The following is a 25,513-nucleotide window of genomic DNA, read 5'->3' on the forward strand; positions in this document are numbered from 1 at the left end:
GCTACTTGTCTTTGCCGTGAGCTTCCTTGGCCTCGTCGACCGAAGCGTAGATCCCGAAGACCTTGGTCAGTCCGGTGATCCGGAAGATCTTGAGGATGCGCTCCTGCGTGCACACCAGCTCGAGCGAGCCGTCGTGTGCACGAACCCGCTTGAGCCCCCCGACCAGGACACCGAGGCCCGTGGAGTCGAGGAAGTCCACCTTCTCCATGTTGACGAGAAGGTGGAAGTTGCCCTTGTTGACCAGGTCAATGAGGAGCTCACGCAATCTCGGCGCCGTGTAGACATCGATCTCACCCTCGACCTCCACGATGGTGAGTCGGTCTTCGGTGCGGTGATCCAACTTCAGATCCACAGATCCTCCAGCGCCTCGCCTGCGAAACTACTCTCTTGGGCCTGGCAACCTGGAGCGTGGCCCCAGATCGTCCGACCCTGACGCGCGGCATTCAACCATGCGTCTGGCTTGTGTCTATACGAAATCACGATTCCCGGCGACTTTGCCCACAGATGCAAGACTGGAAACAGTGACTTCCTCCGCATCCTCCCCACAACAGGCAGGTCCACTCCTCCGCCACCTGCTTGGTGTTCCCGCACGTCATGAGCGCGTCACCCATGTGGAGCATGTTCCAGCACGTCAGGCCGGTCAAGCCGAATGGCCCAAATGGACGCCAGAAGTGCTTGTTACGCGCTTGGCGAACCGCGGGGTGACAGGACTCTGGCCCCACCAGTACGAGGCCGCCGACCTGGCATTTCGTGGCCGAAACGTGATCATTTCAACCGGCACGGCCTCGGGAAAGTCCCTGGCGTACCTGACCCCCGCGGTCGCCACCTGCCTCGACGGCGGCACGATCCTGTACCTCACGCCGACCAAGGCCCTGGCCGCCGACCAGCTGCGCAGCCTGCGCGAACTGCGCATCACCCAGCTGCGCGCCGCCTGTTTCGACGGCGACACGCCGTTCGAGGAACGTACGTGGGTGCGCCAGCACGCCAACTACGTCCTGACGAACCCGGACATGCTGCACCGGAGCGTCCTCCCTCGTCACGCCCAATGGTCGTCGTTCTTCCGCCGGTTGCGCCTGATCGTGGTGGACGAGTGCCACGGCTACCGCGGCGTCTTCGGCTCCCACGTCGCCCAGATCCTGCGCCGCCTGCGCCGCGTCTGCGCCCGGTACGGCTCGCGCCCCACGTTCCTGCTCGCGTCGGCGACGGCCAGCGAGCCGGGAGCGTTCGCGATGAGGCTGACGGGGCTTGAGATGGACGAGGTGACCGTGGACGCCTCGCCCAAGGGTGCGACCACCATCGCGCTGTGGGAGCCGCCTCTGACGGAGCTACGGGGCGAGGGAGGGGCACCTGTGCGGCGTACGGCTACGGCGGAGGCGGCGGATCTGCTGGCGGACCTCGTCCTGGCGGACGTCCGCACGCTCGCCTTCGTCCGCTCCCGCCGTGGCGCCGAGACGGTCGCCCTGACGGCCCGCGCCAAACTCGCCGACGTGGCCTTCTCCCTCTCGGCCCGGTTCCCGAGTACGCCGGCCACACCGACGCCTGCCACAACCGACGGGCCCCAGACGGCACCGACTCCGACGAACGCACCCGGCGCCACCCGGACGGCGGACGCTCCCGGCGACGTATCCGGTGCCACCCAGACAGTGGGCACCTCAACGCATGCGTCTGGCGCAGCCCAGACGACAAGCACAGGGGCAGCCGCAGCCGACGCAACCCGAACCACCAGCACAAGGGCAGCCGCAGCCGACGCGACTGAAACGACGAGCGCTTCCGCCGACCAGCCCGGCACGGCGCAACAGGGCGCCACCCGCCAGGACGGACGCGCCACGCGCCAGGACGGACGTGCCACTCGCCATGGAGGACGTGCCGCCGGCCAGACCGACGAAGCGAGCGGGCCGGTCGCGGAGAGCTCTCTCACCTGGGCGATCCCGGACTCCCCCACCCATCCGGACTGGGCCGACCTCCCCAACAAGATCGCCGCCTACCGGGCCGGCTACCTCGCGGAAGACCGCAGGCTCCTGGAGAAGGCTCTCCGCGCAGGCACGCTCATGGGCCTGGCCTCCACGAACGCCCTCGAGCTGGGCGTGGACGTCTCAGGCCTGGACGCCGTGCTGATCGCAGGCTGGCCGGGCACCCGCGCCTCGCTCTGGCAGCAGGCGGGCCGGGCGGGTCGCGACGGCCAGGACGCGCTCGCCGTGCTGATCGCCAGGGACGACCCCTTGGACACCTACCTCGTACACCACCCCCAGGCCCTGTTCGGCCAGCCCGTGGAGGCGATCGTCCTCGATCCCGACAACCCGTACGTGCTCGGCCCCCACCTCTGCGCCGCGGCCGCCGAGATCCCGCTGACCGACGACGACCTGCCCATCTTCGGCGACACCACCTCGACCGTCCTCGACGACCTGGTCGCCCAGGGGTTGCTCAGGAGGCGTCCCGCGGGCTGGTTCTGGACCAGGCGGGAGCGCGCCACCGACCTCGCCGACATCCGGGGCGGCGGAGGCGCCCCCATCCAGGTCGTGGAGTCGTCGACCGGCCGTCTCCTGGGCAGCGTGGACGAGCCGTCCGCCCACACCACGGTGCACACAGGCGCGGTCTACCTCCATCAGGGCGAGACATTCCTGGTGGAGCTCCTTGATCTGGAGGCCGGAGTGGCTCTGGTCTCGAGCGCCAACCCGGACTTCACGACGTTCGCTCGCGACATAACCGACATTTCCATCCTCGCCACCCAACGCTCCCACCCCCTGGGTACCGGCACCCTGCACTTCGGCGAGGTGGAGGTGACCCGGCAAGTGGTCTCGTACCTCAAGAGACGCCTCCAATCAGGCGAAATGCTCGGCGACGAGCCCCTCGACCTGCCGCCACGCACCCTCCGCACCCGCGCCGTCTGGTGGACGCTCCCCGCCTCGGCCGTGGCCCCCTCGCAGAGGCGGGCATCGATCTCGGCGGAGCCGCCCACGCCGCCGAGCACGCCTCCATCGGCCTGCTCCCCCTCTTCGCCACCTGCGACCGCTGGGACATCGGCGGCGTCTCCACCGAGCTCCACGCCGACACGGGCCTGCTCACGGTCTTCGTGTACGACGGCCACGAGGGCGGCGCGGGGTTCGCCGAACGCGGCTACGCCCGCGCGACGGACTGGCTGACCGCCACGCGCGAAGCCATAACGTCCTGCGAATGCGAACGCGGCTGCCCTTCCTGCATCCAGTCCCCGAAATGCGGCAACGGCAACAATCCCCTGGACAAACGAGGAGCTGTCCGCCTCCTCGACACGCTGCTGAACCCTCAATAAAGCCACTGTCGTGCTGCGTGTGCGCCAGCCACGGTCACACCCACCATCCGCTGAATCCATTTCATCAAGGCGCACAACCCGTCGCCCCGAAGCTTCAGATCCCTGCCTCACCTGCAGCGTCGCACGGTCACCCGAGAGGACACCACCCGTCTCACCCTCAGGCTCAGGACGACCGGCAACCACGCTCTACGCCCATGTCAGGGCCTTTCGATAAAGGCCCCGGGGCATAGCTGGACAAGATTCATCAGATGAAATCTAGCTCTCGCCACCCGTGTGCCGGCGACCGGCGTAAGCGCGTTCCTCGGCCGCTTCCTTGTTGCCATCGTCGGCGTTGTCATCGTCGGCGGACCAGAAATCGGCAGACCCCGGCTGTGGACGCTCCCAGAACCCGCTGTCCTCCATGGACCTGGGCGACGGCGGCAGGTAGTCGTCCCAGCGATCCTCGATCCGTACGGCGGGCCGGTCGGGGGAGGCATCCGACTCGGGAACGTCCGTGACCGCGGAACTGGGCAAGGCGATACGAACCGGAGCCTTACGGTTCTCCGCGACGCCTCGCACCTCCTCCGCCTCAGCCTGGAGCGGAAGCACGGCGGGCACTTCCTTGCGCTTCTGATCCAGAGCCGGCGACGGCGTCCGGTTCTGATCCAGAGCCGACGACGGCGCCCGGTCAGAATCCGCCGCGTCAGGACGCTCCGCTGACAACGGCTGCCGAGCCTGTGCCGACCGATCGGGGATGCGAGTCTTGGCGACCGCCAGGATCACAGCGGGCCGTCTCCGGGGCGCCGCTGTGGCGGCAGTAACGCTGTCGCTCCCCTGCTTGACCTGCGCCCCGCCGGGCGACGGCACAGTCGCGGCGGCAGCGGTCGCACCGGGCGCGGAGCCGCCTGCCGCGACCGCGGCGAGCGCGCGCCGCCGCGCCCAGGCTCCCGCGTGGGCGCCGACCAGCAACAGGAGAATGCCCGCCGCGACGTAGACGCCGTACTGGCCGAGGTTCCCGATCGGCGACTCGCCCGACTGTGCCGTCGCGTCAACGGGCTGCGCGGGAGCGAACTGCGTGCCGTTCTTCGTATCGGCTGGTGTGAGACCTCCCGTCGCGTCTGCGGTCGGGATCGGGAGGTTGCCGTTGGGGTCGGTGTCGGGTATCGCCGGCAGCTTGGTGGCCGGTCTCTTATGAGTCGTCGGCCTGCTCGTCGGCAGGGTCTGCCTCTTGGCCGGGAGGGTGGGCAGCGGATCGACGTTCTTGGTGGTCTTGGGCGTCCGGGCATCGGCGGTCTTCCTGGGTTTCCGCGCCGCCGGGAAGGCGACGTACGCGGCGGCCGAATTGCCCGATCCGATCGAGCCGCCGTCGCCGTCACCCCTGAACGCCTTGACCGCGAACCCCACCTTCTGCCCCTTGGCCTTGGTCGGCACGGACAGTGCCGCCTGGCACGAGGATCCGGAGCACGCGCTGTCTACGGGCAGCCTCCCCACGATGCCGGACTGGCTGTTGGAGACCTCGTAAGACTGCAGGTCGGGCTCCGAGCCCTTGGTCCAGGTCACGAGGACCTTGGCGGTGCCCTGCTTGGTGGCCTTCACGTTGCCCGGCACCTCGGGCGGCCGCTGCAGCTTGAACGTGCTGGTCGCGTACGTGGTGCTGGTGATCTCTCCCTTGAGGGTCACGGTGAAGGTGCCGTTGGGGGCGCTGCCGGCGTCGAACGTGCCGGAGATCGTCTGGTTCGCTCCGCCCCCGGCGACCTTCTGACTGGGCATGGAGGGGCCTTGGACGTACAGGCCCACGTTCAGCTGCATCACGCCCGTATGCGCGGAAACGGTCACAGGCGAGTTCGAAACCACCTGACCATCGGAGGGCGAGGTGATCTGCCCGTCGGCACGCAACGTCACCGCGGCAGCCTGAGCGGATCCGCCGAGTGCGATGGACCCCGCCACGATGACTCCTGCGGCCATCACTCTGCCGACTACCGTCACGACGCTTCCTCCATCGAGAGCCTCGCGCCGCCTGACCGCCTTGGGGCGTTCACGCGACGACCGGAAGTGCAGTCCGCCCGGCCGATACGGTCACCGACCGCCCCCGGATCCGCACCCTAGCGACTTCGTCCCGGCTCTCCCAGATGTCCTGTCGCATACGGCATGGACTGAGGGTAAGCGGAACCTTACGGGACATATACAACTCTTGACACCACGTCTAAGTAGTCGTGACTGGATCGCGACCTAACCCTGTAAGCCTCAACCACCACATCGCTTTTTGCACACCATTCGAGGCATATGTCGGGTTAGCCATGGCCAGCGGATTGTGGGAGCGAGCACCTCGGCGGTGCATTTTGTCCATCTACACTCCTGCCCGTGACTGGAAGTGGACGTGGTGGCTCCTTCTATGACGTGCCTCAGGTCTTCGAGCGGTATCTCGAGCACCGGCACAGCGGCGTCCCCAGCCCCAACCACGTGATGGAGGAAACCGGCTCTCCTGGAGGAGTTGGGTAAGGTCGCGGGGCTTCGGGTGCTGGATCTCGGGTGCGGCGACGCGGCCATCGGACAAGTCCTGTTGAACGCCAGTTGCCGGAGTTACTTGGGGATGAGTGCTCTTCTGCTTTGGGGCCGCTACGCCGTGCCCGGTGATTCCTCGTAGCTTTCAGCGCCGCGGCGCGCGGCTTGGGCGGTTACTCGATCACGGTGTTGTCACTGCTGGGCCGGCGCGGGCTCTGCCTGTCAGCGTGCGTTTGCCTAACAACGGCAGCGAGATCGGCAATGCGGTCCAGACATCGGCGATCTCGTTGGTGATTTGGCATCGGGTGAGCTCGACGCCGTTCTGCGTGGCGAGGGCGGCGGCCCTGGCGCATGCGTCCGCTGGGTTGATCATCGCTAGCTTGGCCGCTGCCAGGGCGCTGAGGTCGGCGGCGCTGTTCACCCGGTGGGACGCCACGCGTACCGAGCCCACCGTGGCGAACGCGGTCGCTACGGTCATCAGGAGGCCCATGAGGGCCACGCCCCAGATCGTGGCTGAGCCTCTTTCCTTGAGATTGATCGGTGCCCCCCCTCTCCTGGGTCTCGTTTCTTCATGGCCCGCCGCCATACGCCAGCGCGCCGCCTCTCTCCTCACACGGCGGCGGCCTCGGGCCGCCCTGCCTGGCGCCAGCGGGCACCGGCGCCTTCGCAGCCGCAACACGCCGCGTGCCGTGGCCGGCCGCGTCGCACGGTGTGCGATGCCGCAGCCAAGCTGTGCTCCCGCAGCACCAGCTGGACGAGCGCACTGCATCAGCACCTCTAAGTGCGAGCGCCCTGCATCACCGCCCCTCTCACGACAAAACGCTCTGCACCACCACCCTCAGAGCGAACGGACTGCACCACTTCCCCGCTCTAATCGGGTTTTGGGGCTCGGTAGCTCTAAGGGGGAGATCCGGGCTCGGTGTCGGCTGTGGCTGTGGCGGATATGCGGACCGCCGGCAGGGACTGGGCCCAGGGCGGTCGTACTTCTACCGTGATCTCAACTCTTGTGGTCTCCGTTTCGCGGGTTACGGTCACCTGTGCGTCCGCGCGGCTGGCTGAGCGGGCTCGCGCGCTGACCTGCTCCATTGGCTCCCCTCTGGCCGCGGCCCGCGCTGCCGCACGGGCCGCGTCCACGCATTCGAACTGGGCGCCGACGGCTTGGATGGCCCACAATGCGGCTGCCAGGACGACCATGAGCGCGGGCAGCATCGCGGCGGTCTCGGCCGTGACCGACCCCCGCGATGCCGACCGCTTCTCACCCATGGAGGTCCGTGGGTGGCGGAGGGTCATCCGGTGGCGGTGTTGAGTGCTCGATCGATGAGTGATGACAACATTTCCTGGACCTCTGGGCTGCTCACGACCTTGAACAGGAGCGCGGCGAAGGCACAGGCCGCGATGGTGCCCACCGCGTATTCAGCCGTCGACATGCCTCGCTGCCGGTTGATGGCCGCATGGTGGAGCCATTTGTTGCTGCGCGCGTGGCTGGGGCCGGACGGAGCGATCGTGGGCGATGCATCTCGTGCGCTGGATGGTGAGGTGATCACCTTTGGCGACTTGGTGGCTGGGTTTGCGGATTCTGCCGTGTTGGGCGGTGCTGCCGGGTTGTTTCGAGGCTCGTGGCTGCGACTCTGAGGGATCTTGCCGGTTGTCTCTCTGCCTGGCGTGGTGTGGGGGCTCTGTTTCGAGGCGGCTTTGATGTCGTCTGGCGTGGTGGCGGGACTGTGCATCGTGCCTCCAGGTGGTGCTCGGAGCCGGGGCCTTGTCCGGCGGGATCCCTAGGTTGGCCGAAGCGGGGTGGTGGCCGCCGGACCGAGCGGCGTTCTGTGGAGGACGTTGGGTTTTCCACAATCAGGGGTGAGCAGCCAGGCGGGCGCGGCGTGGAGCAGGATCGTGCTCGGCGGAGCGATCAACGTGTACCGCCGAGCCGCCTGGTTCAGCAGGAGGAATCCCAGCTCAGGCCATACGCATGCGCTGAATCCTGGCAGCCTTCATAAGCGGTTTTTTCGTCGTGCACGTGACTGGCGCTTGGGTTGGTTGCGTTTCGTGGTCGGCTGGCCGGACTGCTGGCGGGAAGGGTTCTCGGCCGCGGCCTGGACCCCATTTCGCCGTAATGCCAGAACACGTTGCTGGTCTGCGCAGGCCCTACGTCGTGTCCATTAAGGAACAGGCGGCAGCTCTCATCCGGCGACGGTTCGCAGGCCGGCGAAGGGTCAAAGTCGTCCAGCGCGGCCTCGTAGCAGAACCAAAAGCGCCCACGCCTGCTGCGAGCAGCGCGAGCGTCGGCACAAGACTGGTGATCAGGGACGTGATGGTCATGCCGCTTCTGGGCATTCTCCGCCTCCCAGCTGGCTCGTTGAGCGGACGCAAGTGTGCGATGCGCCCGTCGGGAGGGGTCCCGGCCCTGCCTTGCTCACCGCCCTGCCATGCTGGGTCACGGCTTGCTGCATGCCACGATCGCACCTTGCCACGCGCGTGCGCGCTCACCCCGAGGCGTCGAATCCCACTGTCTGGTCCCGCGCTGTGTGACGAGCTTCCCAACTACATCAAGCTGGCCCGGCACGGCCGGGCGGAACGCCGCGGGACTGATCTTGAAGTGGGATCATGCTTGGGTAGCCCGCCACTCGCCCCCTCGCCCGCCCGCGACCGCCCCCGGATTGTGGTGGTCGTGTCACGCTGCACCGCCGCCGCCCGCCATCGGCAGCCGAGGCGGCTCGGAGTGCCCTCTCCGGGTGATCCGTCGCCGTCGCCCAAGCCTGTGGATTTATGGGATGACGATTGTGGCGGCCAGGCCGGCTATTACCGGAATGATGCCCACCAGGACGAATGCCGGTAGGAAGCACAGGCCCAAGGGGGCCACTGCTTTGACGCCGACGCTTCTGGCCGCGGCCACGGAGGCGGCTCTGGCGGCTTCGCGGGCGTCGTCGGCGAGGCGGGTCAGGACGTCCGCCACCGGGGCGCCGCTTTGAGCAGCCCGGCTCATGGCTCGTGCGAGCTGGGCCGTGGCCGGGTCCTTGGCGAGGGCGCCCCAAGTGGGTTCGGGGTCGGCGCCGAGACGTAGCTGGGTGCTGACCCACTTCAACCGCTGGCCGAGCGGGCCGCCGATCGCGTCGGCGGCCATGTCGGTGGCGGCGCTCACCGGGCGGCCGGCCAGGAGGCATGCGGTCATCAGATCGGCGGCGAACGGCAGGTCGGCCGCGATTCGCCGGCGCTCGTGGTGAGGCCGCTGGGGTTGCTTCTTGTGGAGGAAGATCGCGACCGCTGGAGTGGTCAGGATGCCTGCGAGGGTTCCGATGACGCCGCCGATCAGAAGGGCGAGGATCAGCCCTGTGCAGCCGGCGATGATGATCGTCTTGCGGGTGATGCGGGGTGGAGGGAGATCCAGCGAGGTCGGGTGAGGTGGCTCTTCGTTCCTGATGTGCGCTCGTTGGTTTTCGGGGCGCAGTCCGTTTGGCGGGCGTAGTCGGGACAGGCGTTCTGTGGGGGTTAGTGGTGAGCACCACAGCCAGGTGGCCGTGCCGGCGAGCAACGCGGACAACAGCTGGAGCATCGGCCAGGTCCAATCAAGATCGGTATGTGACTCGGCTGTGGGTCAGGCTTGTGCCTGAGCTGCCATGCGGTTGGTCCACCACAGGCCGCAGGCGTCCAGGGCGATGCCCGCTACCAGGCACATGAGGCCGGGCAGGCTGCCGAACAGGAAGTCCAGGGGGTGCATGTTCAGGGCCGCGGCCATCACAAGGCCGAGGCCTGGGAGGACGGCGAGGAGTCTGGCCGTGGTGCGGGGGCCTGCCAGCTGGGCGGCGACGTCCTGGCGGTGGGCTTGGGCTGTGCGTAACGTGCTACCGACCCGCTCGACCAGCGTGGCCAGGCCCGCGCCCACCGTGACGCCTACCTCCCAGCAGGCTGCCAGTTGGTGTAGGCCCTCGCCTCCTTGGGGTGGCACTGACGAGATCAGGGCCGCGGAGACGTCGCCGCCGTCCCTTGCCGCCGCGATGACGGGGCGCAGGGCTTCCGGGGTCGGGAGGTCCACTGCGGCTATCGCCCTGGTCAATGCCTCGCCGGGGGTACGGCCGGCCGAGAGCTCCGCCGACAATGCCTGGCATAGCTCTATTGACGCCCGGCGCCAGGACTCTGCGCGGCGCGCCGGGGTCGGACGGGTGAACAGCCTGCTCAGGGAGCTCCATTGGGGCTTCTGCCCGCCCACGGTCAGTTTGGCCAGGCGGGTTGTGGGGGTGTCAGGGGCTGTCCACAACCACACGACGCAGGCTGTGGACAGCGCGGCTACAAGGGCGGCAGTCATCGCGCCGCCTCCGACATGCACAACGCGGTTTCCAGGGCGCCAGTCATCGCCCCGCCTTCGAAGTGGATGAGGCACTGTAGCTGGCCGACCGGGTAATCCTGATCGGCGTGGTGGTGGTGCCCGATGGGAGGTGTTTCAAGGACGCCCTGGTCTCGCCGAGGTGCCGCCTAGGCATCGGCGCCCAAAGGAGGGCGCCACGGTGGGTGTCCGGTCCAGTCGGCGCGCGGAGGGCGGTGTCTGGTCCAGTCGGCGCACGGAGGACGGTGCCTGGACCAGTCGGCGCCCCAAGGACGGTGTCCGGTTCAGGTGAGGCCCCGTGCTCCGGCTCGGCTGCGTGAGGCTTCATGGGTGTGCTCTTTGCGACAGGGCCTCGTAGCCCGGGCCGGGGCGGGAGTTTCCCTGTGTGTCGAAGGTCAGGGCGGGGATGGACTCGACGAAGCCGGTCGACGTTCTGGAGAGCAGGCAGATCTCGGCTATACGCCTTCGGCCGTCCGGGCGGCCGCGGGTCAGGTGGATGACCGCGTCGAGAGCCGCGGCCAGTTGGCTGTGCACGGCTTCCCTGGTCAGGCCCGCCGCGCAGCCCAGTGCCTCCAGGCGAGGTGGCACGTCGGCAGCGGTGTTCGCGTGAAGTGTGCCGCAGCCGCCCTCGTGGCCCGTGTTGAGCGCGGCCAGCAGGTCGACCACCTCGCTGCCTCTCACCTCTCCCACCACCAGGCGGTCCGGGCGCATACGCAGCGCTTGGCGTACCAGGTCACGGAGGCCCACGCCGCCCGCGCCCTCCAGGTTCGCCGGGCGGGTTTCCAGGCGGACCACGTGGGGGTGGAGGGGGCGCAGCTCGGCGGAGTCCTCCACCAGGAGGAGGCGCTCTGCCGGGTCGGCCAGCGACAGCAACGCCGACAGGAGCGTGGTCTTGCCCGTGCCGGTGCCGCCCGTCACCAGGAACGCCAGCCTGGCCGTGACCATGGCGGTCAGCACTTCAATCGCGGACGGGGTGACTGTCCCTGCCGACACCAGGTCTTCCAGGGTGAACGTGCGGCGCGGCGGCAGGCGCAGCGACACGCAGGTGCCGCCCGACGCCACCGGCGGGAGCACGGCGTGCAGGCGGACGCCTCCCGCGAGCCTGGCGTCGACGTACGGGGAGGCGTCGTCCAGTCTCCTGCCGGCGGCGGCCGCGAGGCGCTGGGCCAGCCTGCGCACGGCTCCGTCGTCCGTGAAGGCGACCTGGGTGCGGCGTAGGCCGCCGCCGTCGTCTATCCACACCTCGCGTGGTCCGTTGACCAGGACGTCTGTCACGTCCGGCCGGGCCAGGAGCGGCTCCAGCGGGCCCGCGCCCATCAGATCGGCGCAGAGGGCTCTGGCCACCGCGAGGATCTCCGCGTCGCCGTACACGGATTTCTCGGCTCTCAAGGCCACTGCCACCTGGGCGGCGCTGGGCTCCACACCCGCCCGGGCCAGGCGGACACGAACCGCTTCCACCAGCTCCGGCGAGACGGCTCCTTGGGATGAGGGCAGGGTGGTCATGCCGGGAGAAGCTCTCGTAGGAGGCCGGCGCAGAAGGCGCCCAGCACGGTGCGGGGGCCCAGTCTGGGCAGCTCGCCACGGTTGAGAGTGGCGGTGAGCCTTGGCTGGTCCGGCAGGGTGCCGGTGGACGGGATGCCCAGCGAGCCCGCGGCGGTGTCGTCGTCCAGGACTCCTGGCCTGAGCACCGCACGGATGTCAGAGGTGTGTTTGCGTGTTTCGCCCAGCACCTGGACGGTCGACAGGATGCCGCGTACGTCCGCCGTGGCCACGACCAACGCGGTTTTCGCCCTGGTGAGAGCCTCGATCGCGGCGGCGTCCAGATGGCGTGGGAGGTCGACCACGATCAGGTCGAAGCCTCGCTGGCCTGCCTCCAGGACTGAACGCATGGCCTGGGCCGGGATCGCCGCAATGTCGCCCCTCTGGAACGAGAGGACCGCCAGGTCACCGAACGACGGCAGGGCCGCCTGCAGCGCGCTGGAGTTGATCCGGCCCTCGCGGGCCACCAGATCTCCCCAGCGCGCGCCCGCTGCCTCCTCCTGGCCCAGCAGCGCGTCGATGCCGCCGCCCAGCGGGTCGGCGTCCACCAGGAGGGTGCGGAGGTGGTCACCCGAGGCGCGCAGGGCCAGGCAGGCCGACAGGACGCTTGCGCCAGCCCCGCCGCGGCCGCCGATCACGCAGATCACGGACCCGGAGCGGGGGTCGGGCTCCATGGCGTCCGCGAACCGCTGCACCAGATGGCGCTCGTCGTCGGGGAGCGCCACGACGGCCTGGGCTCCGACCGCCACGCATTTTCGCCAGGTGTCGGGGTCTTCGGCGGCCCGGGTGACGAGGAGGACCTGGTCTCGGGTGGGCGGTGAGGTGGCGGCCACGGCGTCTGCTTGGTCGGCGCCCACCGCGACCAGCGGGGCCAGGTTCCAGAACGGGCGGGCGTGGGCCGGGACGTGCGCCACGTCAAGTTGGGCGCCTGCTGCGGCCGCTATGCGGACGAGGTCGTCGAGCAGGGCGTGATCTTCGGTGATGACGAGCGGACGGTGCATTGCCGGCTCCCTGGTGGGGTGGGGTTGGGAGGCCAACGTTGCTGGAGGTGGTGGAGGCGGTGAGAGGGTGAACGGGGTTCTGGGGATTGTGGGTGGATGGTGGGGTGCCGCTGTGGATAACCGCGCTTGCCGGTCCGAGGGGCCGAGGAACGCCATGTGCTTTGAGGCCGACCGATGAGCTACTGGCCGGGCGCCGCTGCGATGGGTGCCGCAGTGGCCGGGAGCGATGGCGCAGCGCCACTGTGGTCCTGCCGCAGTAGCCGGGTGCAATGGCGGGGCGGGTCGTGCTGGAGTGGCCGGGCGCCGCTACGGCGAAGGGTGCGGCCGGCTCGAGGGCGGCTTGGAGGAAAGGCCGAGGGGGGGCGGAAATGGGGCGACCCCCGCCGGGGGGGAGAGCGGGGGTCGCCGATCGGTCCGGCTCCGGGGGGGTAGAGCCGGTCCCGTTTCAGAAGAAAGCTTTCATCACTTCACCAGAGCCTGGCAAGGGACTGGCAAAGCTTCCCCGTGCACAGTCGCTCCAGTTTCGGGCGATACCAACGTATGCTGCCCGATCGACTCGAGTTTCGTCGAGGAGCAATCTCGCATTTTCGCCAAGTTTTTTGTCCCTGCCATAACGATCACATAAAGGAGATCACTCTCCGTGATCGTCACAGGTTGATAACCAGATGGCCGGAGGTGCTGGAGGAGGCATATGCCGGGCCTGGCCTCATAGGCGGGTAAAGGTCTTGCTCTGAGGGGTTCCCATCAGGCCGGATCCGGCATAGAAAGGAGTCACGGACCCCTTGTCCGGGTGCATCAGCCGGGCACCCACGCGCGACCAGCCGCGGGAGGCGCGTCGTGACGGGCTTGACCCGCTCCGACGAATAGAGGTGCACGCTTGGTAACCCGGCGTGATGCACCGGCAGACGGCGTCTCTTGACTGAGACGCCGTCAGCTATGTCAGCACCCCGCCCGCCGAGCACCCCGCCCGCCGAGCGCTCAGCCCCTCTGCATGGCCTCGCAGATGGCGGTCGTCTCGCGTACCCCGAGGGTTACCGCGGAGGCACACTGTTGTACCCACTGCGCGACGCCCTCCGGCGTCCCGCTCAGGTACGCCCGCAACCCATCGGCATAGGCCCCCTCCAGGTGCCCTACCTCTACGGCCACCAGCGACTTCGGGTCCAGCCCGTACTCGACCAGGGTCAGCCGCTCAGCCGCACGCGCCACGATCCCGTCGGCCGTGCCGAAGGGCCGCAGCACGGCCAGCTCGGCGTGCACCACGGCGGCCAGCACGATCGCGGGCGCCTTGGCGGCCCCCTCCAGCAGGCCGAACAGCCCGTCCATGCGTGCCGCCGCCGCAGCGGCCCCTGGCGCGGGGCCCAGGCCGAGCGGATCCGGCGCGTCGAAGGACGCCGAGCGCGGACGGCCCAGGGAAGAGTGCGGCGCGAGACCGGCGGCCGCCACCGCGTGCAGGCGGGCGAGCACCTGCCTGGGCGCCGTACGCCAGGTCGAGCCCATCCGGCCCATCTCCGCCGACGCGCGCAGCGCCCCCTGGACCAGCGGGTCGCGGACCTCGTCCCGGCGCAGGGCGTCGAGGGACACGTCCACGCCCTCCAGACAGGCCGACGCACGGGCGCCGCGCAGGGACGACTCCGCGGACACCGCCGGGCTGGCCCGGCGCAGGACGCGGTGGCGATACAGCCTGTCGACGGCCTGCCGCGCCGAGTCCACGGCCTCGGCCACGCCGGACAACTCCGCGATGACAGCCAATGGGTCACTCACGGGAACCGACCCTACCCGCGGGTACGGCCCGACCGTACCAGCGTCCCGACAGCCGCGGCGAGGCCGGTAAAGCCCGCCAATCGAATATCCGCAAGCCTTTATGGGTCCCCTCCCGATTTCGGGATGACAACATTTCAATAGCGTTCGTTAGGCGACCTGATAAGCAGGGCCCCTCGGTACGGACCTGTCTAGACCTCTTGTGTGTGGAGCCTGTGAGCTGGTGAAGTGGGACACGACGTATCCAATCTGGCCATAGAAGGAGCACGAGGTGGCCTCGGAGACCCCTGGCAACGAGACCCAGGCGCTGTCCAACCTGCTGCAGGAGAACCGCCGGTTCGCACCGCCGGCTGACCTGGCGGCGGCCGCGAACGTGACCGCCGCCGCATATGACGAGGCCGCCGCCGACCGTCTCGCTTTCTGGGAGCGCGCAGCCGAGCGGCTGACCTGGGCCAAACGGTGGGAGAAGACGCTCGAGTGGAACCCCCCGTTCGCCAAGTGGTTCATCGGCGGCGAGCTCAACGTGGCCTACAACTGCGTCGACCGCCACGTCGAAGAGGGCCGCGGCGACAAGGTCGCCTACTACTGGGAGGGCGAGCCCGAGGGTGACACCCGTACCCTCACCTACCACGACCTCAAGCGCGAGGTCAGCAAGGCCGCCAACGCCCTCCAGGAGCTCGGCGTCGCCAAGGGCGACCGCGTGGCCATCTACATGCCGATGATCCCCGAGCTGCCGATCGCGATGCTGGCCTGCGCCCGCATCGGGGCGATCCACTCGGTGGTGTTCGGCGGGTTCTCGGCCTCGGCGCTGAAGAGCCGGATCGACGACGCCGACGCCAAGCTCGTCATCACCGCCGACGGCGGCTACCGCCGGGGCAACCCGTCGGCGCTCAAGCCCACGGTGGATGCGGCCGTCGCCGAGTGTCCCCAGGTCGAGCACGTCCTCGTGGTACGCCGCACCGGCCAGGACGTGGCCACCGGCGACAAGGACGTGTGGTGGCACGACGTGGTCGACCGGCAGAGCGACCAGCACACCGCCGAGCCCCACGACGCCGAGGACCCGCTGTACATCCTCTACACCAGCGGCACCACCGGAAAGCCCAAGGGCATCCTGCACACCACCGGCGGCTATCTGACGCAGACCGCCTGGACCCACAACGCGGTCTTCGACCTCAAGCCCGAGACCGACATCTACTGGTGCACTGCCGACATCGGCTGGGTGACGGGCCACTCCTACATCGTGTACGGCCCCCTGGCCAACGGCGCCACGAGCGTCATCTACGAGGGCACCCCCGACACCCCGCACCGTGGCAGGTTCTGGGAGATCGTGCAGAAGTACAAGATCACGATCCTCTACACGGCGCCCACGGCGATCAGGACGTTCATGAAGTGGGGGGACGACATCCCCGCCAAGTTCGACATGTCCAGCCTGCGCATCCTGGGCTCCGTCGGCGAGCCGATCAACCCCGAGGCGTACGTCTGGTACCGCGAGCACATCGGCCACGACCGCTGCCCCGTGGTCGACACGTGGTGGCAGACGGAGACGGGCGCCATCATGATCAGCCCCCTCCCGGGCGTCACCGCGGGCAAGCCGGGCGCCGCGATGCGCCCGCTCCCGGGCATCACTGCGGACGTGGTCGACGACCAGGGCAACAGCGTCCCCGACGGAGGCGGCGGCTTCCTCGTGGTCCGCGACCCGTGGCCGTCGATGCTGCGCACGATCTGGGGCGACGACCAGCGCTACATCGACACGTACTGGAGCAGGTTCGAGGGGATGTACTTCCCCGGCGACGGCGCCAAGAAGGACGAGGACGGCGACCTGTGGCTGCTCGGCCGCGTGGACGACGTCATGCTCGTCTCCGGCCACAACATCTCCACCACGGAGGTGGAGAGCGCCCTGGTCAGCCACCCGAAGGTGGCCGAGGCGGCCGTGGTCGGCGCGACCGACCCGGTGACGGGCCAGGCGATCGTGTCGTTCGTGATCCTGCGCGGCTCGGCGGAGGAGAGCGACGACATCGCCGCCGACCTGCGCAACCACGTGGCCAAGACCCTGGGCCCGATCGCCAAGCCGCGCCAGATCCTGGTCGTGCCCGAGCTGCCCAAGACCCGCTCCGGCAAGATCATGCGCCGCCTCCTGCGCGACGTGGCGGAGAACCGCAGCATCGGCGACGTCACCACCCTGGCCGACAGTACGGTGATGAACCTGATCTCGGAGAAGCTCCCGTCGGCGAAGTCCGAGGACTGATCCCCACACAAAGGGCGTATGTCCCCATATAGGGATATGCGCCCTTTGTGGGGTCAAGGCGGAACTGGTCCACGGCGAGCTGGCGAACGTCCGCAAGGCCGCACTCCCGATCATCGCGTCCCTGTCCGGAATGGTGGTGCCCGCCATCGCCTACCTGCTGGTCAGCTGGGGTGAGCACGGCGCCGTCTTCTACACGAGCCACGTGGACGTCCTCATGCTGCTCCTGGGCGCCGCCCTGCTGGCCGCGTACGCACTGCTGCCGCACCAGAAGCTCACCCTCGTGCCGCTGGGCGTGGCCGCCTGGTACGCCGTCGAGGCCGGCGGGGTGCACGCCACCGTGGTGGGAGTGGCACTGGGCCTGCTGACCCGTACGACCGCGAACGCCGAGGCGGCCGACCACTACTTCCGGCCGATTTCGGCTGGTCTGGCGGTGCCCGTGTTCGCGTTCCTGTCGGCGGGGGTGAAGCTGGACGGATCCAGCCTGGGCGCTATCTTGTCCGATCGGGTAGTTCTGGGAGTGATAGCGGGACTCGTGCTCGGTAAGTTCGGCGGCGCCTGGCTGTCGGTGCGGCTCGGCCTGGCGAAACTGTCGGAAGAGCTCCATTGGCGGGACATAACGGCGGTGTCGTTGCTGGCCGGGATCGGGTTCACGGTTTCACTGCTGATCGGCGACCTGGCGTACGGTGACGACCGGCAGCGAGCCGAAGCCGTCACCACCGGGGTCCTCGCGGCCAGCGTCATCGCGTCGATCCTGGCGGCGGTGCTGCTTCACGTGAGGGTGCGCAAGCATCGCATTGCGCTGGATGATGTTTGACACGGCCACCAGGCCTCGATAGGAGACGTTCATGCCGCAGACTCCCGAGGAAGAATCCCTGGGCTCGCTGGTCGCCCAGGCGAGCAGTCACATCTCGTCCCTGGTCCGCTCGGAGATCGAGCTCGCCAAGGCCGAGTTCAGGTTCGACGCCAAGCGGGTCGGGACGGCAGTCGGGGCCTTCGCCGCCGCCGCCTTCATGGCGCACCTGTGCCTGATCCTCGCCTCTTTCGCGGGCGCCTACGCGCTGGCCCTCGTGATGCCGATCTGGCTGGCCTTCCTCATCGTGACGGTGATCTACCTGCTGCTGGCAGGTGCAGGGGTGTTCTACGGGATCAGACGGCTCAAGGGATTGGCCGGGATGAAGCGCACCGCCAGATCGATCAAGGGGCTCAAGGAGATCGCCACGCCCGAGGACGAGACGCTTCCCGCGGTCCGCCCCAATCGCGAGCCGGTGACACGCGATGGCACCTGACGAGTCGGTCGTCCAGATCGAGGGGCCCTGGACACACCGCGCGGTCCACGCCGGCGGCACCCGCTTCCACGTCGTCGAGGCCGGCGAGGGACCGCTGGTGCTGCTGCTGCACGGGTTCCCGCAGTTCTGGTGGACCTGGCGCAACCAGCTCGTCTCGCTGCCGAAGGCCGGATACCGGGCGGTCGCGGCCGATCTGCGCGGCTACGGCGGCAGCGACAAGCCGCCGCGCGGCTACGACCTGCCCACGCTGGCCGCCGACGCGACCGGGCTGATCAGGGCGCTGGGCGAGACCGGGGCGATCGTGGTCGGGCACGACTGGGGCGGGCTGCTGGCCTGGACGATGGCCGTGCTCGACCCCAAGTGCGTGCGCCGGCTGGTCGCCGTGTCCGCCGCGCATCCGCTGCGGCTGCGCAACGCGCTGCTCATCGATCCGTTCGGCCAGCTCAAGGCCAGCGGGCAGACGTTCGGCCACCAGCTGCCGCTGCTGCCGGAACACCGGCTCAGGCGCCGCGACGCGGCTCTGGTGGGCCGGCTGCTCGACCAGTGGTCACGCCCGGGGTGGCCCGATCCCGAGACCGCGCGGGTCTATCGCGAGGCGTTCCGCATCCCCGCCGTGGCACACTCGGCTCTCGAGTACCACCGCTGGTTCGGCCGCTCCCAGCTGCGCCCCGACGGCCGCCGCTACGCCAGGGCCATGCGCACCGAGATCCAGGCCCCCACGCTGCACCTGCACGGGGCGCTCGACCCGCGCCTCCTGCCGCGTACGGCGCAGGGTTCGAGCCGCTACGTGGCGGCCCCGTACCGGTGGCGGCTGTTCGAAGGAGCCGGCCACTTCCCTCACGAGGAGATCCCCGACGTGTTCGACACCGAGCTGCTCGGCTGGCTGGCCGATCCGGAGCCCGACCGATGAGAGACCGCGATCCCGAGGGCAGGCCGCGCAGCGCCAGGCCGCGCGACGCGTACGGCAGGCCGCTCCCCTACGGCGAACCCGGCGTGCCCAGGGTCCCCGACGACTACGCGCCCACCGCGGAGCAGGCCCTGGCCGACGGCCGCCGCTTCCTGCGCGAGGGCCTGCCGTTCAACGCGCACGAGGTGTTCGAGGGCCGCTGGAAATGCGCGCCCGATGAGGAGCGCGAGCTCTGGCAGGGCCTCGCGCAGATCTGCGTCGGCCTGACGCACCTCCAGCGCGGCAACGGGCGCGGGGCGGTGACCCTCTTCAGCCGGGGCTCCGCCAAGGCCCAGGGGTACGGCGGTGCGTACGACGCGGTCGGCAAGGCGGCTTCGGCCCTGAGCCAGGACAGCGACCCCGACGAGGCCATCGCGCTGATCCTGGCCAAGCTCCCGGCTTAGCGCGGCTCCTGCGGGTCCCTTCGCGCGCGATCGCCCCCAAAAAAGGGACGGCAAGGATGGGTCAGTCGCACTGCTGGGTGCTGGCCTGCGTGGTGTCGTTCCTGCCCTGGGCCGCGTCGGGGGCGACCTCCTCGGCGGTCAGGACGTAGCCGGTGTCGGCTTCGTTGGTCGCCGCGGCGAAGATCACGCCGAAGACGCGCCCGTCCACCGTGAGCAGCGGCCCGCCCGAGTTGCCCGGCAGCACCCGGCCGCGGATCGCGTAGACCTTGCGCCTGACCGTGGTGTCGCGGTAGATGTCGGGCCCCTCGGCGTCGAGCTGGCGGCCGATCCTGGCCGGCTCGGCGGTGAAGCCCTTGCTCTTGGGGAACCCGGCGATGATCGCGTTGTCGCCCCGCCCGCCGTCGCCGTCGAAGGCGAGCTGCGGCAGGTCGAGGCCGGGCACGTACAGGATGGCGATGTCGCGCCGCGGGTTGTAGCGCACGACGGTGGCGGGGTGCGGCGTGTTGGCGGAGTCGATGACCTGCAGGTCACGGGTGACACCCGCCACCACGTGGGCGTTGGTCATGATCCGGTCGGGCGCGTAGACGAAGCCGGTGCCCTCGATGTGCTTGTTGCAGCTCTCGGCGTTGCCCTGGACCTTGACGATGCCCAGCCGGGCCCGCTTCAGCTTGTTGCCCTGCAGCACGCTCTGGTCCGGCGGCGGCACGTCGATGAGCTGGTCCGCGCCGATCGCGTCGAAGACGGGCGGGAACTCGGAGCGGTCGATGAACTTCTTGAACGGCTGCTGCCAGTCGCGCGCGGCCTGCGGGATCGCCTCGTCGACCGTGGTCAGCAGCGCGGAGTTCTTCACCTGGTCGACGAGCGGGGTGAACGCCGTCGAGACGATCAGCGAGCCGATCAGCCAGGCGATGACCAGCACGGACAGCGCGCTGGAGAACGTGCCCCCGACCGCGTCGGCCACCCTGGCGGGCTCCCAGGTCACATGGCTGCGCACGACCGCGCCGAGGGTCGAGGAGGCGAACTGGCCGATGGTGGCGGCGAGGAAGACGATCACGATCGCCAGCAGCGCCTGCGGCGTGTCGCCGTTGACCACGGCCTTGGAGATCGGCGGCGCGATGAAGACGCCGAGCACGGCCCCGCCCACGAACCCCACGAAGCTCATGACCCCAATGATGAAGCCCTGCCGGTAACCCGAGATACCGAAGGCGATCACGAGGCCGATCAAGATGAGGTCAAGCAGATCACCGCGCACGTTTCAAAGGTAACCAGGGATACGGTCAAGTGTGCACGTCTTCCTCCAGGACGGCGCTACCGCATGTCTACCTTGGGCGGTATGCCGCCGGCCGAGGGAACAGTGCGCGATCTCATCGAGGCAGCTCTACACGACACAGACCCCGACGGCCCGCTGCGCTGGCACGTGATCTCCGTGCTGCGCCAGCGCGGCGACCTGGAGTCGTTCATCGAGGCTCGCCGGCTGTGCGCCGCGAGGACGGTGGCCGAGCGCCTGCTCGGCGTGGACATCATGGGGATGCTGGAGCCGTTCGTGGACCGTACGCTGCCGGTGCTGCGCTATCTGGCCGCCAGCGAGGACGACGCCATGGTCCTCTACTCGGTGCTGATCGCGTTCGGCCACCTGGCCGACCCGCGGTCGCTGCCGTCGGTGATCGAGCTGGCCGGCCACGACGACGCGAGGGTGCGGTACGGCGCCGCGTACGCGCTGCAGCACGTGCTCGGCGACCCACCTGATCGGGCGGGCCTGGAGACGCTGCGCGCGCTGGCGGCCGACAGCGACAAGGACGTGGCGGGCTGGGCCTCGCTCGGCGTGGCGCTGAGATCGGCCCGTTAACCCTCGAGGCCGGGTCAGCCCCTCGAGGCCAGGTCGATCACGTGCTGCGGGAGGTCCTCGACCTGCGTGGGGTCCCACGGAAGTTCGAGCCCGCCCTCGCGCAGCACGGTGTCCAGGACCATGGCCGTGAACCCCCACACGAGCATCCCCCGCACCCGGAACGCCGGCCCCGCGAACCCGCTGGGATGCCGCAGCGTGACCCGGTTGCCGGGATCGACCAGCTCCGCGATCGGCACCCGCTCCACGGACTCGACCTCGTGGGGTGAGGCCGCGTGCACGGCGGACGGCTCGCGCCACCAGGCGATCACGGGCGTGACCCGGTTGTCGCTGCGGTCGAGGTAGAGCTCGGGCATCGTGCACAGCACGTGGACGCCGGAGGGGTCGACGCCGGTCTCCTCCTCGGCCTCGCGCAGCGCCGCCGCGACCGGCCCTCCGTCGTCGGGGTCCACGCCGCCGCCGGGGAACGCGGGCTGGCCGGCGTGGTTGCGCCCGCGCGTGCTGCGCTGGATGAGCAGGACATCAGGACCCAGCGGCCCCTCGCCGAACAGCATCAGCACCGCCGCGGCCCGTCCGGCCCCGTCCGGGGGGCGCAGGTATCTGGGCACTCTGATCCGCTCAGCCTGCGCCGCCAGTCTGTCGAGCCAGTCGGGCACTTCGGTCACGCGTCCTCCAACACGGCGGGGTTCCGATGACTTCCCTTGATCGGGAGCTTGGTCAGGAGAAGGGGCCGGGCCTGACGAGCTTCGTGGCCTCGGCCGTCGCCGTGGGGCCGGTGCCGTACGACGGGCAGAGCGCGGCCAGCGGGCACACGCCGCACGCGGGCCGGCGGGCGTGGCACATGCGGCGGCCGTGCCAGATCACCCGGTGCGAGAAGATCGTCCACTCCCGCTTGGGCAGCAGCTCACCCACGGCGTGCTCGATCTTGACGGGGTCGGTCTCCTCGGTCCAGCCGAAGCGGCGCACCAGCCGCTGGAAGTGGGTGTCGACGGTCAGCCCCGGCACGCCGAACGCGTTGCCCAGCACCACGTTGGCGGTCTTGCGGCCCACGCCCGGCAGGGTGACCAGGTCCTTCAGCTTGCCGGGCACCTCTCCGCCGTACCGCTCGCACACCGCCCTGGCCATGCCGATGATGCTGTTGGTCTTCGCGCGGAAGAAGCCGGTCGAGCGGATGATCTCCTCCATCTCGGACGGGTCCGCGGCGGCATAGTCGGCCACCGTCGGATATTTCGCGAAGAGGATGGGAGTGACCATGTTGACCCGCTTGTCCGTGCACTGCGCGGACAGGATGGTCGCGACCAGAAGTTCTAACGGGTTGCCGAAGTCCAGCTCGCAATGGGCCTCGGGGTAGGTCTCCGCGAGGATGCGGTTCATCTTGCGCGCCCGCCGTACCAGTGCGAGCTGGGTCTCCGGCTTGCGCCCCGCCGCGTTCGTGGCCATGCCGCAAGACTAGAAGCTCCCGCGAACTGTTGAACCCAGGACGGCCCTGCCGGCGTACAACCTGGCGACACAGGAGGCGGTGGCCATGAGCGGTCAGGGTGCGGTGCTGTCGGACTTCGTGCGTACGTCGGGGCCGCTCAACGGGCAGGCGCTGCATCACCTGGCCCTGACCTGCGCCTCCGCCGTCGCCAGGCTGCACGCGCGGGGCAACGTGGGGCTCGGGCTCAGCCATGAGAGCGTCGCGCTCGGCAGCCACGGCCAGGTGCTGATCGGCTGGCAGCCCGGCGTCACGCCCGGCTCCGCGGCCGACGACATGCGGGCCTGGGCCGACCTGGTGGTCTTCGCGGGCACCGGCCGCACGGACGGCGACACCTCCGTCCTGCCTCCCGCCCTGCGCCTCGCGGTACGGCAGTGCCGCCAGCCCGACCCCACGACCCGGCCCAGGGCGGCGGACGTGCTCCGCGTGCTGCTCGGGCGATCGGTCGCCGCGGCGGTGGCCTCGGTGGACGACCTCCTGGCCTCCTGACGCTTCCGGAGAGCGGCGCTTCCGGAGGGCCGATACCCCTTCAAATCAGGGCATCAGGTAACTTTCCCCTGGATACGACTCGTCCTAAAAGCGCAGAACACTCCAGCATTCCCATAACCTGTGTGTGCCACGCAGAGTGGGGTGAGTCACAATGGCAGCAGAGGAGGCAGAGTGAACACCGAAGATGTGCTGGGCAAGGCCCCCCTGTTCGCCGCGCTGGACCGCGAGAGCGCCGCGGCGCTGCGTACGAGCATCACGGAGGTCCAGCTCTCCAAGGGACAGACGCTTTTCCACGAGAACGAGACCGGCGACCGGCTCTACGTCGTGCTGGAAGGCAAGATCAAACTGTCCCGCACCTCGCCTGACGGACGGGAAAACCTGCTGAGCGTGCTCGGGCCGAGCGAGATGTTCGGCGAGCTGTCCCTGTTCGACCCGCGGCCGCGCACGGCCTCCGCGACGGCGCTGACCGACGTGCGCCTGGCCGGGCTCGGCCACGACGACCTGCGCCCCTGGCTCACCGGCCGCCCCGAGGTGGCGCTCCACCTGCTGCGCGCGCTCGCCCAGCGGCTGCGCCGCACCAACGACGTCCTGGCCGACCTGGTCTTCACCGACGTTCCGGGGCGCGTGGCCAAGCAGCTGCTCGACCTGGCCGATCGATTCGGCATCAGGACCGAGGAAGGCCTGCGGGTGCACCACGACCTGACGCAGGAGGAGCTGGCGCAGCTCGTCGGCGCCTCGCGCGAGACGGTGAACAAGGCGCTGGCCGACTTCGCCCAGCGCGGCTGGCTGCGGATCGAGGCCAAGGCCGTGGTCATCCTCGACATGGACCGGCTCTACAACCGGTCGAGGTAGTCGAGCTGCGCCACGACGGACATCTCGGCGGCGGCCCAGAGTGAGCGGTCGACGTCCGCGTACACGACCTTGACGATCTCGCGCGGCGTGCGCGCGCCCTGCTCGCGCGCCGCCCTGATCTGGTCGAGCCGCTCCCGCCTGTGGGCGATGTAGCCGTCGAGCGCGCCGATCGGGTCGGGCAGCACCGGTCCGTGGCCGGGCAGCAGCGCCCGCGCCTCCAGGCTCTCCGCGGCGGCCCTCAGCCGGTCGAGGCTGCGGAGGTAGTCGGCCAGGCCGCCGTCGCGGGCGATGATCGTGGTGCCTCTGCCGAGCACGGTGTCGCCGGTCAGCATCGCGCGGTCCTGCGGCAGCCAGAAGCAGAGCGAGTCGAACGAGTGGCCCGGCGTGCCGTACACGTGGATCTCCAGGCCGTCCACCGTGACCACGTCGCCGTCGGCGAGCCCCTCGTCGCCGAGCCGGTGCCGGGGATCGAGCGCACGTACGGGGGCGCGCACCAGCTCCGCGAAGCGCCTGGCGCCGCCGCTGTGGTCGAAGTGCCCGTGGGTCAGCAGGATCTCGGTGACGCGGCGCTCCCCCAGATGGTCGCGTACGCGGCGCAGGTGCGACTCGTCCTCGGGACCGGGATCGACGACGACCACCTCGTGCTCGCCGATGACCCAGGTGTTGGTGCCGTCGAGCGTCATGGCGGAGGGGTTGGGGGCGAGCAGGTTCTCGGCGTGTCGCGTACGGGAGCCGTCGGGCGTGCCGATCGGGATGTGCAGTCCGCTCACCTGGTCACCAGCCGCATCTCACCCTCGATCTCCACGGCCCTCGGCATGATCGGCACGATCTCCCGGCGCTCGGCCAGGACCCCCGCCACGCTGTCGTGAGCCGACAGCTCGGTAAGCGTCCGGTACGTGGGCGGCATCAGGAAGATCTCGCCCTTGTGCGCCAGCTCGATCGCCTCCGCCGGGCGCTGCCAGACCACGTGGTCGGCCTCGCCGCCGACGTCGCGGGTGCGCTGGCCCGCCGGCAGCACGGCGGCGAAGAACCGCGTGTCGAAGCGCCTGTGCTCGATCTCCGGCGTGATCCAGTGGGCCCACGGCTTGAGCAGGTCGGACCGGAGCACCAGGCCGCGCCGGGCGAGGAAGTCGGCGAAGCCCAGGCTCCTGTCGATCAGCGCCAGCCGGTCCGACTCCCAGTCGTCCCCCGTCGTGTCGGCGACCACGGAGTCGGGCCCGGGGCCGGCCAGCAGCACGCCCGACTCCTCGAACGTCTCCCGGACGGCCGCGCACACCAGCCCCCGCGCGACCTCCTCGCCGGCGTTGAAGACCACGCCCCACTCCGCCGGTGACGGGCCGGCCCAGGCCACGGCCTGGTCGGTGTCGCGGGCGTCCACCGAGCCGCCGGGAAAGACGTACGCGCCGGCCGCGAAGGCCATCGTGGACTTCCGCCGCAGCAGATAGACCTCCGGCCTGCGCGCTCCGTCGCGCAGGATCACCACCGTGGCGGCGTCCCGTGTGGGGACCGGCTCGGCCCGCCCCGCGAGGATCTCCCGCGCCCGCGTGGCGAGCTCGGCTGGAAGCGGCAATCCGGTCACATCCGTCATAGT

23 protein-coding genes and 2 pseudogenes are annotated in these 25,513 nt (G+C 69.6%); 10 read left to right on the forward strand and 15 right to left on the reverse strand.

Annotated features, from left to right (window positions below; all coding sequences use genetic code 11):
- Window position 1 precedes the first annotated feature (1 nt).
- On the reverse strand, window positions 2-352 hold the full coding sequence (locus ABN273_RS31240) for an STAS domain-containing protein (RefSeq protein WP_043629845.1): 351 nt from the start codon (window positions 350-352) through the stop codon (window positions 2-4).
- Window positions 353-449: 97 nt separating this feature from the next.
- Here ABN273_RS31240 and ABN273_RS59680 point away from each other — a divergent pair.
- Window positions 450-1,151 (forward strand): annotated as a pseudogene (locus ABN273_RS59680) (DEAD/DEAH box helicase); the annotation flags it as partial.
- 807 nt (window positions 1,152-1,958) lie between these two features.
- Window positions 1,959-3,286: pseudogene (locus ABN273_RS59685) on the forward strand (Zn-binding domain-containing protein); the annotation flags it as partial.
- A 255-nt stretch (window positions 3,287-3,541) separates the two neighbouring features.
- Here the strand turns inward: ABN273_RS59685 and ABN273_RS31250 are convergent.
- The 9 genes from ABN273_RS31250 to ABN273_RS31290 all read right to left on the reverse strand — a co-directional run bounded on the left by ABN273_RS31250 (window position 3,542) and on the right by ABN273_RS31290 (window position 14,383).
- Window positions 3,542-5,251 carry a hypothetical protein gene (locus ABN273_RS31250; RefSeq protein ID WP_349452644.1) on the reverse strand — a complete coding sequence of 570 codons (1,710 nt, stop codon included), beginning with the start codon at window positions 5,249-5,251 and terminating at the stop codon, window positions 3,542-3,544.
- A gap of 697 nt (window positions 5,252-5,948) precedes the next feature.
- Complete coding sequence (locus tag ABN273_RS31255; protein WP_349452736.1) at window positions 5,949-6,536, reverse strand: Rv3654c family TadE-like protein; 588 nt, start codon at window positions 6,534-6,536, stop codon at window positions 5,949-5,951.
- Window positions 6,537-6,664: 128 nt separating this feature from the next.
- The gene (locus tag ABN273_RS31260; RefSeq protein WP_349452645.1) at window positions 6,665-7,057 is read right to left on the reverse strand and encodes a TadE family type IV pilus minor pilin; all 393 of its coding nucleotides are present in this window, start codon (window positions 7,055-7,057) and stop codon (window positions 6,665-6,667) included.
- Window positions 7,054-7,494 carry a DUF4244 domain-containing protein gene (locus tag ABN273_RS31265; RefSeq protein WP_349452646.1) on the reverse strand — a complete coding sequence of 147 codons (441 nt, stop codon included), beginning with the start codon at window positions 7,492-7,494 and terminating at the stop codon, window positions 7,054-7,056. The genes ABN273_RS31260 and ABN273_RS31265 overlap by 4 nt, the downstream gene beginning before the upstream one ends.
- 1,034 nt (window positions 7,495-8,528) lie before the next feature.
- Complete coding sequence (locus ABN273_RS31270; protein ID WP_349452647.1) at window positions 8,529-9,314, reverse strand: type II secretion system F family protein; 786 nt, start codon at window positions 9,312-9,314, stop codon at window positions 8,529-8,531.
- Between the two features lie 42 nt (window positions 9,315-9,356).
- A complete protein-coding gene (locus ABN273_RS31275) occupies window positions 9,357-10,064 on the reverse strand; it encodes a type II secretion system F family protein (protein ID WP_349452648.1) in 708 nt (235 codons plus the stop codon).
- A gap of 342 nt (window positions 10,065-10,406) precedes the next feature.
- Window positions 10,407-11,585 carry a TadA family conjugal transfer-associated ATPase gene (locus ABN273_RS31280; protein ID WP_349452649.1) on the reverse strand — a complete coding sequence of 393 codons (1,179 nt, stop codon included), beginning with the start codon at window positions 11,583-11,585 and terminating at the stop codon, window positions 10,407-10,409.
- On the reverse strand, window positions 11,582-12,622 hold the full coding sequence (gene ssd, locus ABN273_RS31285; protein WP_349452650.1) for a septum site-determining protein Ssd: 1,041 nt from the start codon (window positions 12,620-12,622) through the stop codon (window positions 11,582-11,584). Before ssd ends, ABN273_RS31280 begins: the two co-directional genes overlap by 4 nt.
- 978 nt (window positions 12,623-13,600) lie before the next feature.
- A complete protein-coding gene (locus ABN273_RS31290) occupies window positions 13,601-14,383 on the reverse strand; it encodes a Fic family protein (protein WP_349452651.1) in 783 nt (260 codons plus the stop codon).
- A 268-nt stretch (window positions 14,384-14,651) separates the two neighbouring features.
- On the opposite strand from ABN273_RS31290, the gene acs reads away from it, so the two are divergent.
- The 5 genes from acs (at window position 14,652) to ABN273_RS31315 (ending at window position 19,261) form a co-directional block, all read left to right on the forward strand.
- A complete protein-coding gene (gene acs / locus ABN273_RS31295) occupies window positions 14,652-16,625 on the forward strand; it encodes an acetate--CoA ligase (protein ID WP_349452652.1) in 1,974 nt (657 codons plus the stop codon).
- Window positions 16,626-16,689: 64 nt separating this feature from the next.
- Complete coding sequence (locus ABN273_RS31300) at window positions 16,690-17,439, forward strand: Na+/H+ antiporter NhaA (protein ID WP_349452737.1); 750 nt, start codon at window positions 16,690-16,692, stop codon at window positions 17,437-17,439.
- A gap of 31 nt (window positions 17,440-17,470) precedes the next feature.
- A complete protein-coding gene (locus tag ABN273_RS31305; RefSeq protein WP_349452653.1) occupies window positions 17,471-17,911 on the forward strand; it encodes a phage holin family protein in 441 nt (146 codons plus the stop codon).
- Complete coding sequence (locus tag ABN273_RS31310; RefSeq protein ID WP_349452654.1) at window positions 17,901-18,821, forward strand: alpha/beta fold hydrolase; 921 nt, start codon at window positions 17,901-17,903, stop codon at window positions 18,819-18,821. Before ABN273_RS31305 ends, ABN273_RS31310 begins: the two co-directional genes overlap by 11 nt.
- Window positions 18,818-19,261, forward strand: a complete 444-nt coding sequence (locus ABN273_RS31315; RefSeq protein WP_349452655.1) for a DUF309 domain-containing protein — start codon at window positions 18,818-18,820, stop codon at window positions 19,259-19,261. Before ABN273_RS31310 ends, ABN273_RS31315 begins: the two co-directional genes overlap by 4 nt.
- Before the next feature lie 61 nt (window positions 19,262-19,322).
- Here the strand turns inward: ABN273_RS31315 and ABN273_RS31320 are convergent, their stop codons facing one another.
- A complete protein-coding gene (locus tag ABN273_RS31320; protein ID WP_349452656.1) occupies window positions 19,323-20,513 on the reverse strand; it encodes a MarP family serine protease in 1,191 nt (396 codons plus the stop codon).
- 81 nt (window positions 20,514-20,594) lie between these two features.
- Between ABN273_RS31320 and ABN273_RS31325 the strand changes: the two genes are divergently transcribed.
- Window positions 20,595-21,107, forward strand: coding sequence for a HEAT repeat domain-containing protein (locus ABN273_RS31325; RefSeq protein WP_349452657.1), 513 nt, complete (start codon window positions 20,595-20,597; stop codon window positions 21,105-21,107).
- A 14-nt stretch (window positions 21,108-21,121) separates the two neighbouring features.
- Here the strand turns inward: ABN273_RS31325 and ABN273_RS31330 are convergent, their stop codons facing one another.
- Both ABN273_RS31330 and nth read right to left on the reverse strand, forming a co-directional pair.
- Window positions 21,122-21,769, reverse strand: coding sequence for an NUDIX hydrolase (locus ABN273_RS31330; RefSeq protein WP_349452658.1), 648 nt, complete (start codon window positions 21,767-21,769; stop codon window positions 21,122-21,124).
- Between the two features lie 52 nt (window positions 21,770-21,821).
- Entirely contained in the window at window positions 21,822-22,544 is a 723-nt protein-coding gene (gene nth / locus ABN273_RS31335) for an endonuclease III (protein WP_349452659.1), read from the reverse strand.
- Window positions 22,545-22,629: 85 nt separating this feature from the next.
- Here nth and ABN273_RS31340 point away from each other — a divergent pair, with 85 nt between their 5' ends.
- Complete coding sequence (locus ABN273_RS31340; protein WP_349452660.1) at window positions 22,630-23,070, forward strand: hypothetical protein; 441 nt, start codon at window positions 22,630-22,632, stop codon at window positions 23,068-23,070.
- Between the two features lie 171 nt (window positions 23,071-23,241).
- A complete protein-coding gene (locus ABN273_RS31345; RefSeq protein WP_502911159.1) occupies window positions 23,242-23,922 on the forward strand; it encodes a Crp/Fnr family transcriptional regulator in 681 nt (226 codons plus the stop codon).
- Here the strand turns inward: ABN273_RS31345 and ABN273_RS31350 are convergent.
- Entirely contained in the window at window positions 23,904-24,692 is a 789-nt protein-coding gene (locus ABN273_RS31350) for an MBL fold metallo-hydrolase (protein ID WP_349452661.1), read from the reverse strand. The genes ABN273_RS31345 and ABN273_RS31350 overlap by 19 nt on opposite strands.
- Window positions 24,689-25,510 (reverse strand): NUDIX hydrolase, encoded by an 822-nt coding sequence (locus ABN273_RS31355; RefSeq protein ID WP_349452662.1) that lies wholly within the window; start codon window positions 25,508-25,510, stop codon window positions 24,689-24,691. The genes ABN273_RS31350 and ABN273_RS31355 overlap by 4 nt, the downstream gene beginning before the upstream one ends.
- Between the last annotated feature and the right edge of the window lie 3 nt (window positions 25,511-25,513).

The organism is Nonomuraea sp. B19D2, from assembly GCF_040137845.1.
In the GTDB taxonomy this organism is placed as follows: domain Bacteria; phylum Actinomycetota; class Actinomycetes; order Streptosporangiales; family Streptosporangiaceae; genus Nonomuraea.

Coding starts and splice junctions, on each gene's coding strand:
- ssd (WP_349452650.1), bottom strand. CDS start 12,622: ATGCACCGTCCGCTCGTCATCACCGAAGATCACGCCCTGCTCGACGAC.
- ABN273_RS31255 (WP_349452736.1), bottom strand. CDS start 6,536: ATGCAGTGCGCTCGTCCAGCTGGTGCTGCGGGAGCACAGCTTGGCTGC.
- ABN273_RS31260 (WP_349452645.1), bottom strand. CDS start 7,057: ATGACCCTCCGCCACCCACGGACCTCCATGGGTGAGAAGCGGTCGGCA.
- ABN273_RS31275 (WP_349452648.1), bottom strand. CDS start 10,064: ATGACTGCCGCCCTTGTAGCCGCGCTGTCCACAGCCTGCGTCGTGTGG.
- ABN273_RS31265 (WP_349452646.1), bottom strand. CDS start 7,494: ATGCACAGTCCCGCCACCACGCCAGACGACATCAAAGCCGCCTCGAAA.
- nth (WP_349452659.1), bottom strand. CDS start 22,544: ATGGCCACGAACGCGGCGGGGCGCAAGCCGGAGACCCAGCTCGCACTG.
- ABN273_RS31270 (WP_349452647.1), bottom strand. CDS start 9,314: ATGCTCCAGCTGTTGTCCGCGTTGCTCGCCGGCACGGCCACCTGGCTG.
- ABN273_RS31305 (WP_349452653.1), top strand. CDS start 17,471: ATGCCGCAGACTCCCGAGGAAGAATCCCTGGGCTCGCTGGTCGCCCAG.
- ABN273_RS31325 (WP_349452657.1), top strand. CDS start 20,595: ATGCCGCCGGCCGAGGGAACAGTGCGCGATCTCATCGAGGCAGCTCTA.
- ABN273_RS31340 (WP_349452660.1), top strand. CDS start 22,630: ATGAGCGGTCAGGGTGCGGTGCTGTCGGACTTCGTGCGTACGTCGGGG.
- ABN273_RS31355 (WP_349452662.1), bottom strand. CDS start 25,510: ATGACGGATGTGACCGGATTGCCGCTTCCAGCCGAGCTCGCCACGCGG.
- ABN273_RS31280 (WP_349452649.1), bottom strand. CDS start 11,585: ATGACCACCCTGCCCTCATCCCAAGGAGCCGTCTCGCCGGAGCTGGTG.
- ABN273_RS31310 (WP_349452654.1), top strand. CDS start 17,901: ATGGCACCTGACGAGTCGGTCGTCCAGATCGAGGGGCCCTGGACACAC.
- ABN273_RS31315 (WP_349452655.1), top strand. CDS start 18,818: ATGAGAGACCGCGATCCCGAGGGCAGGCCGCGCAGCGCCAGGCCGCGC.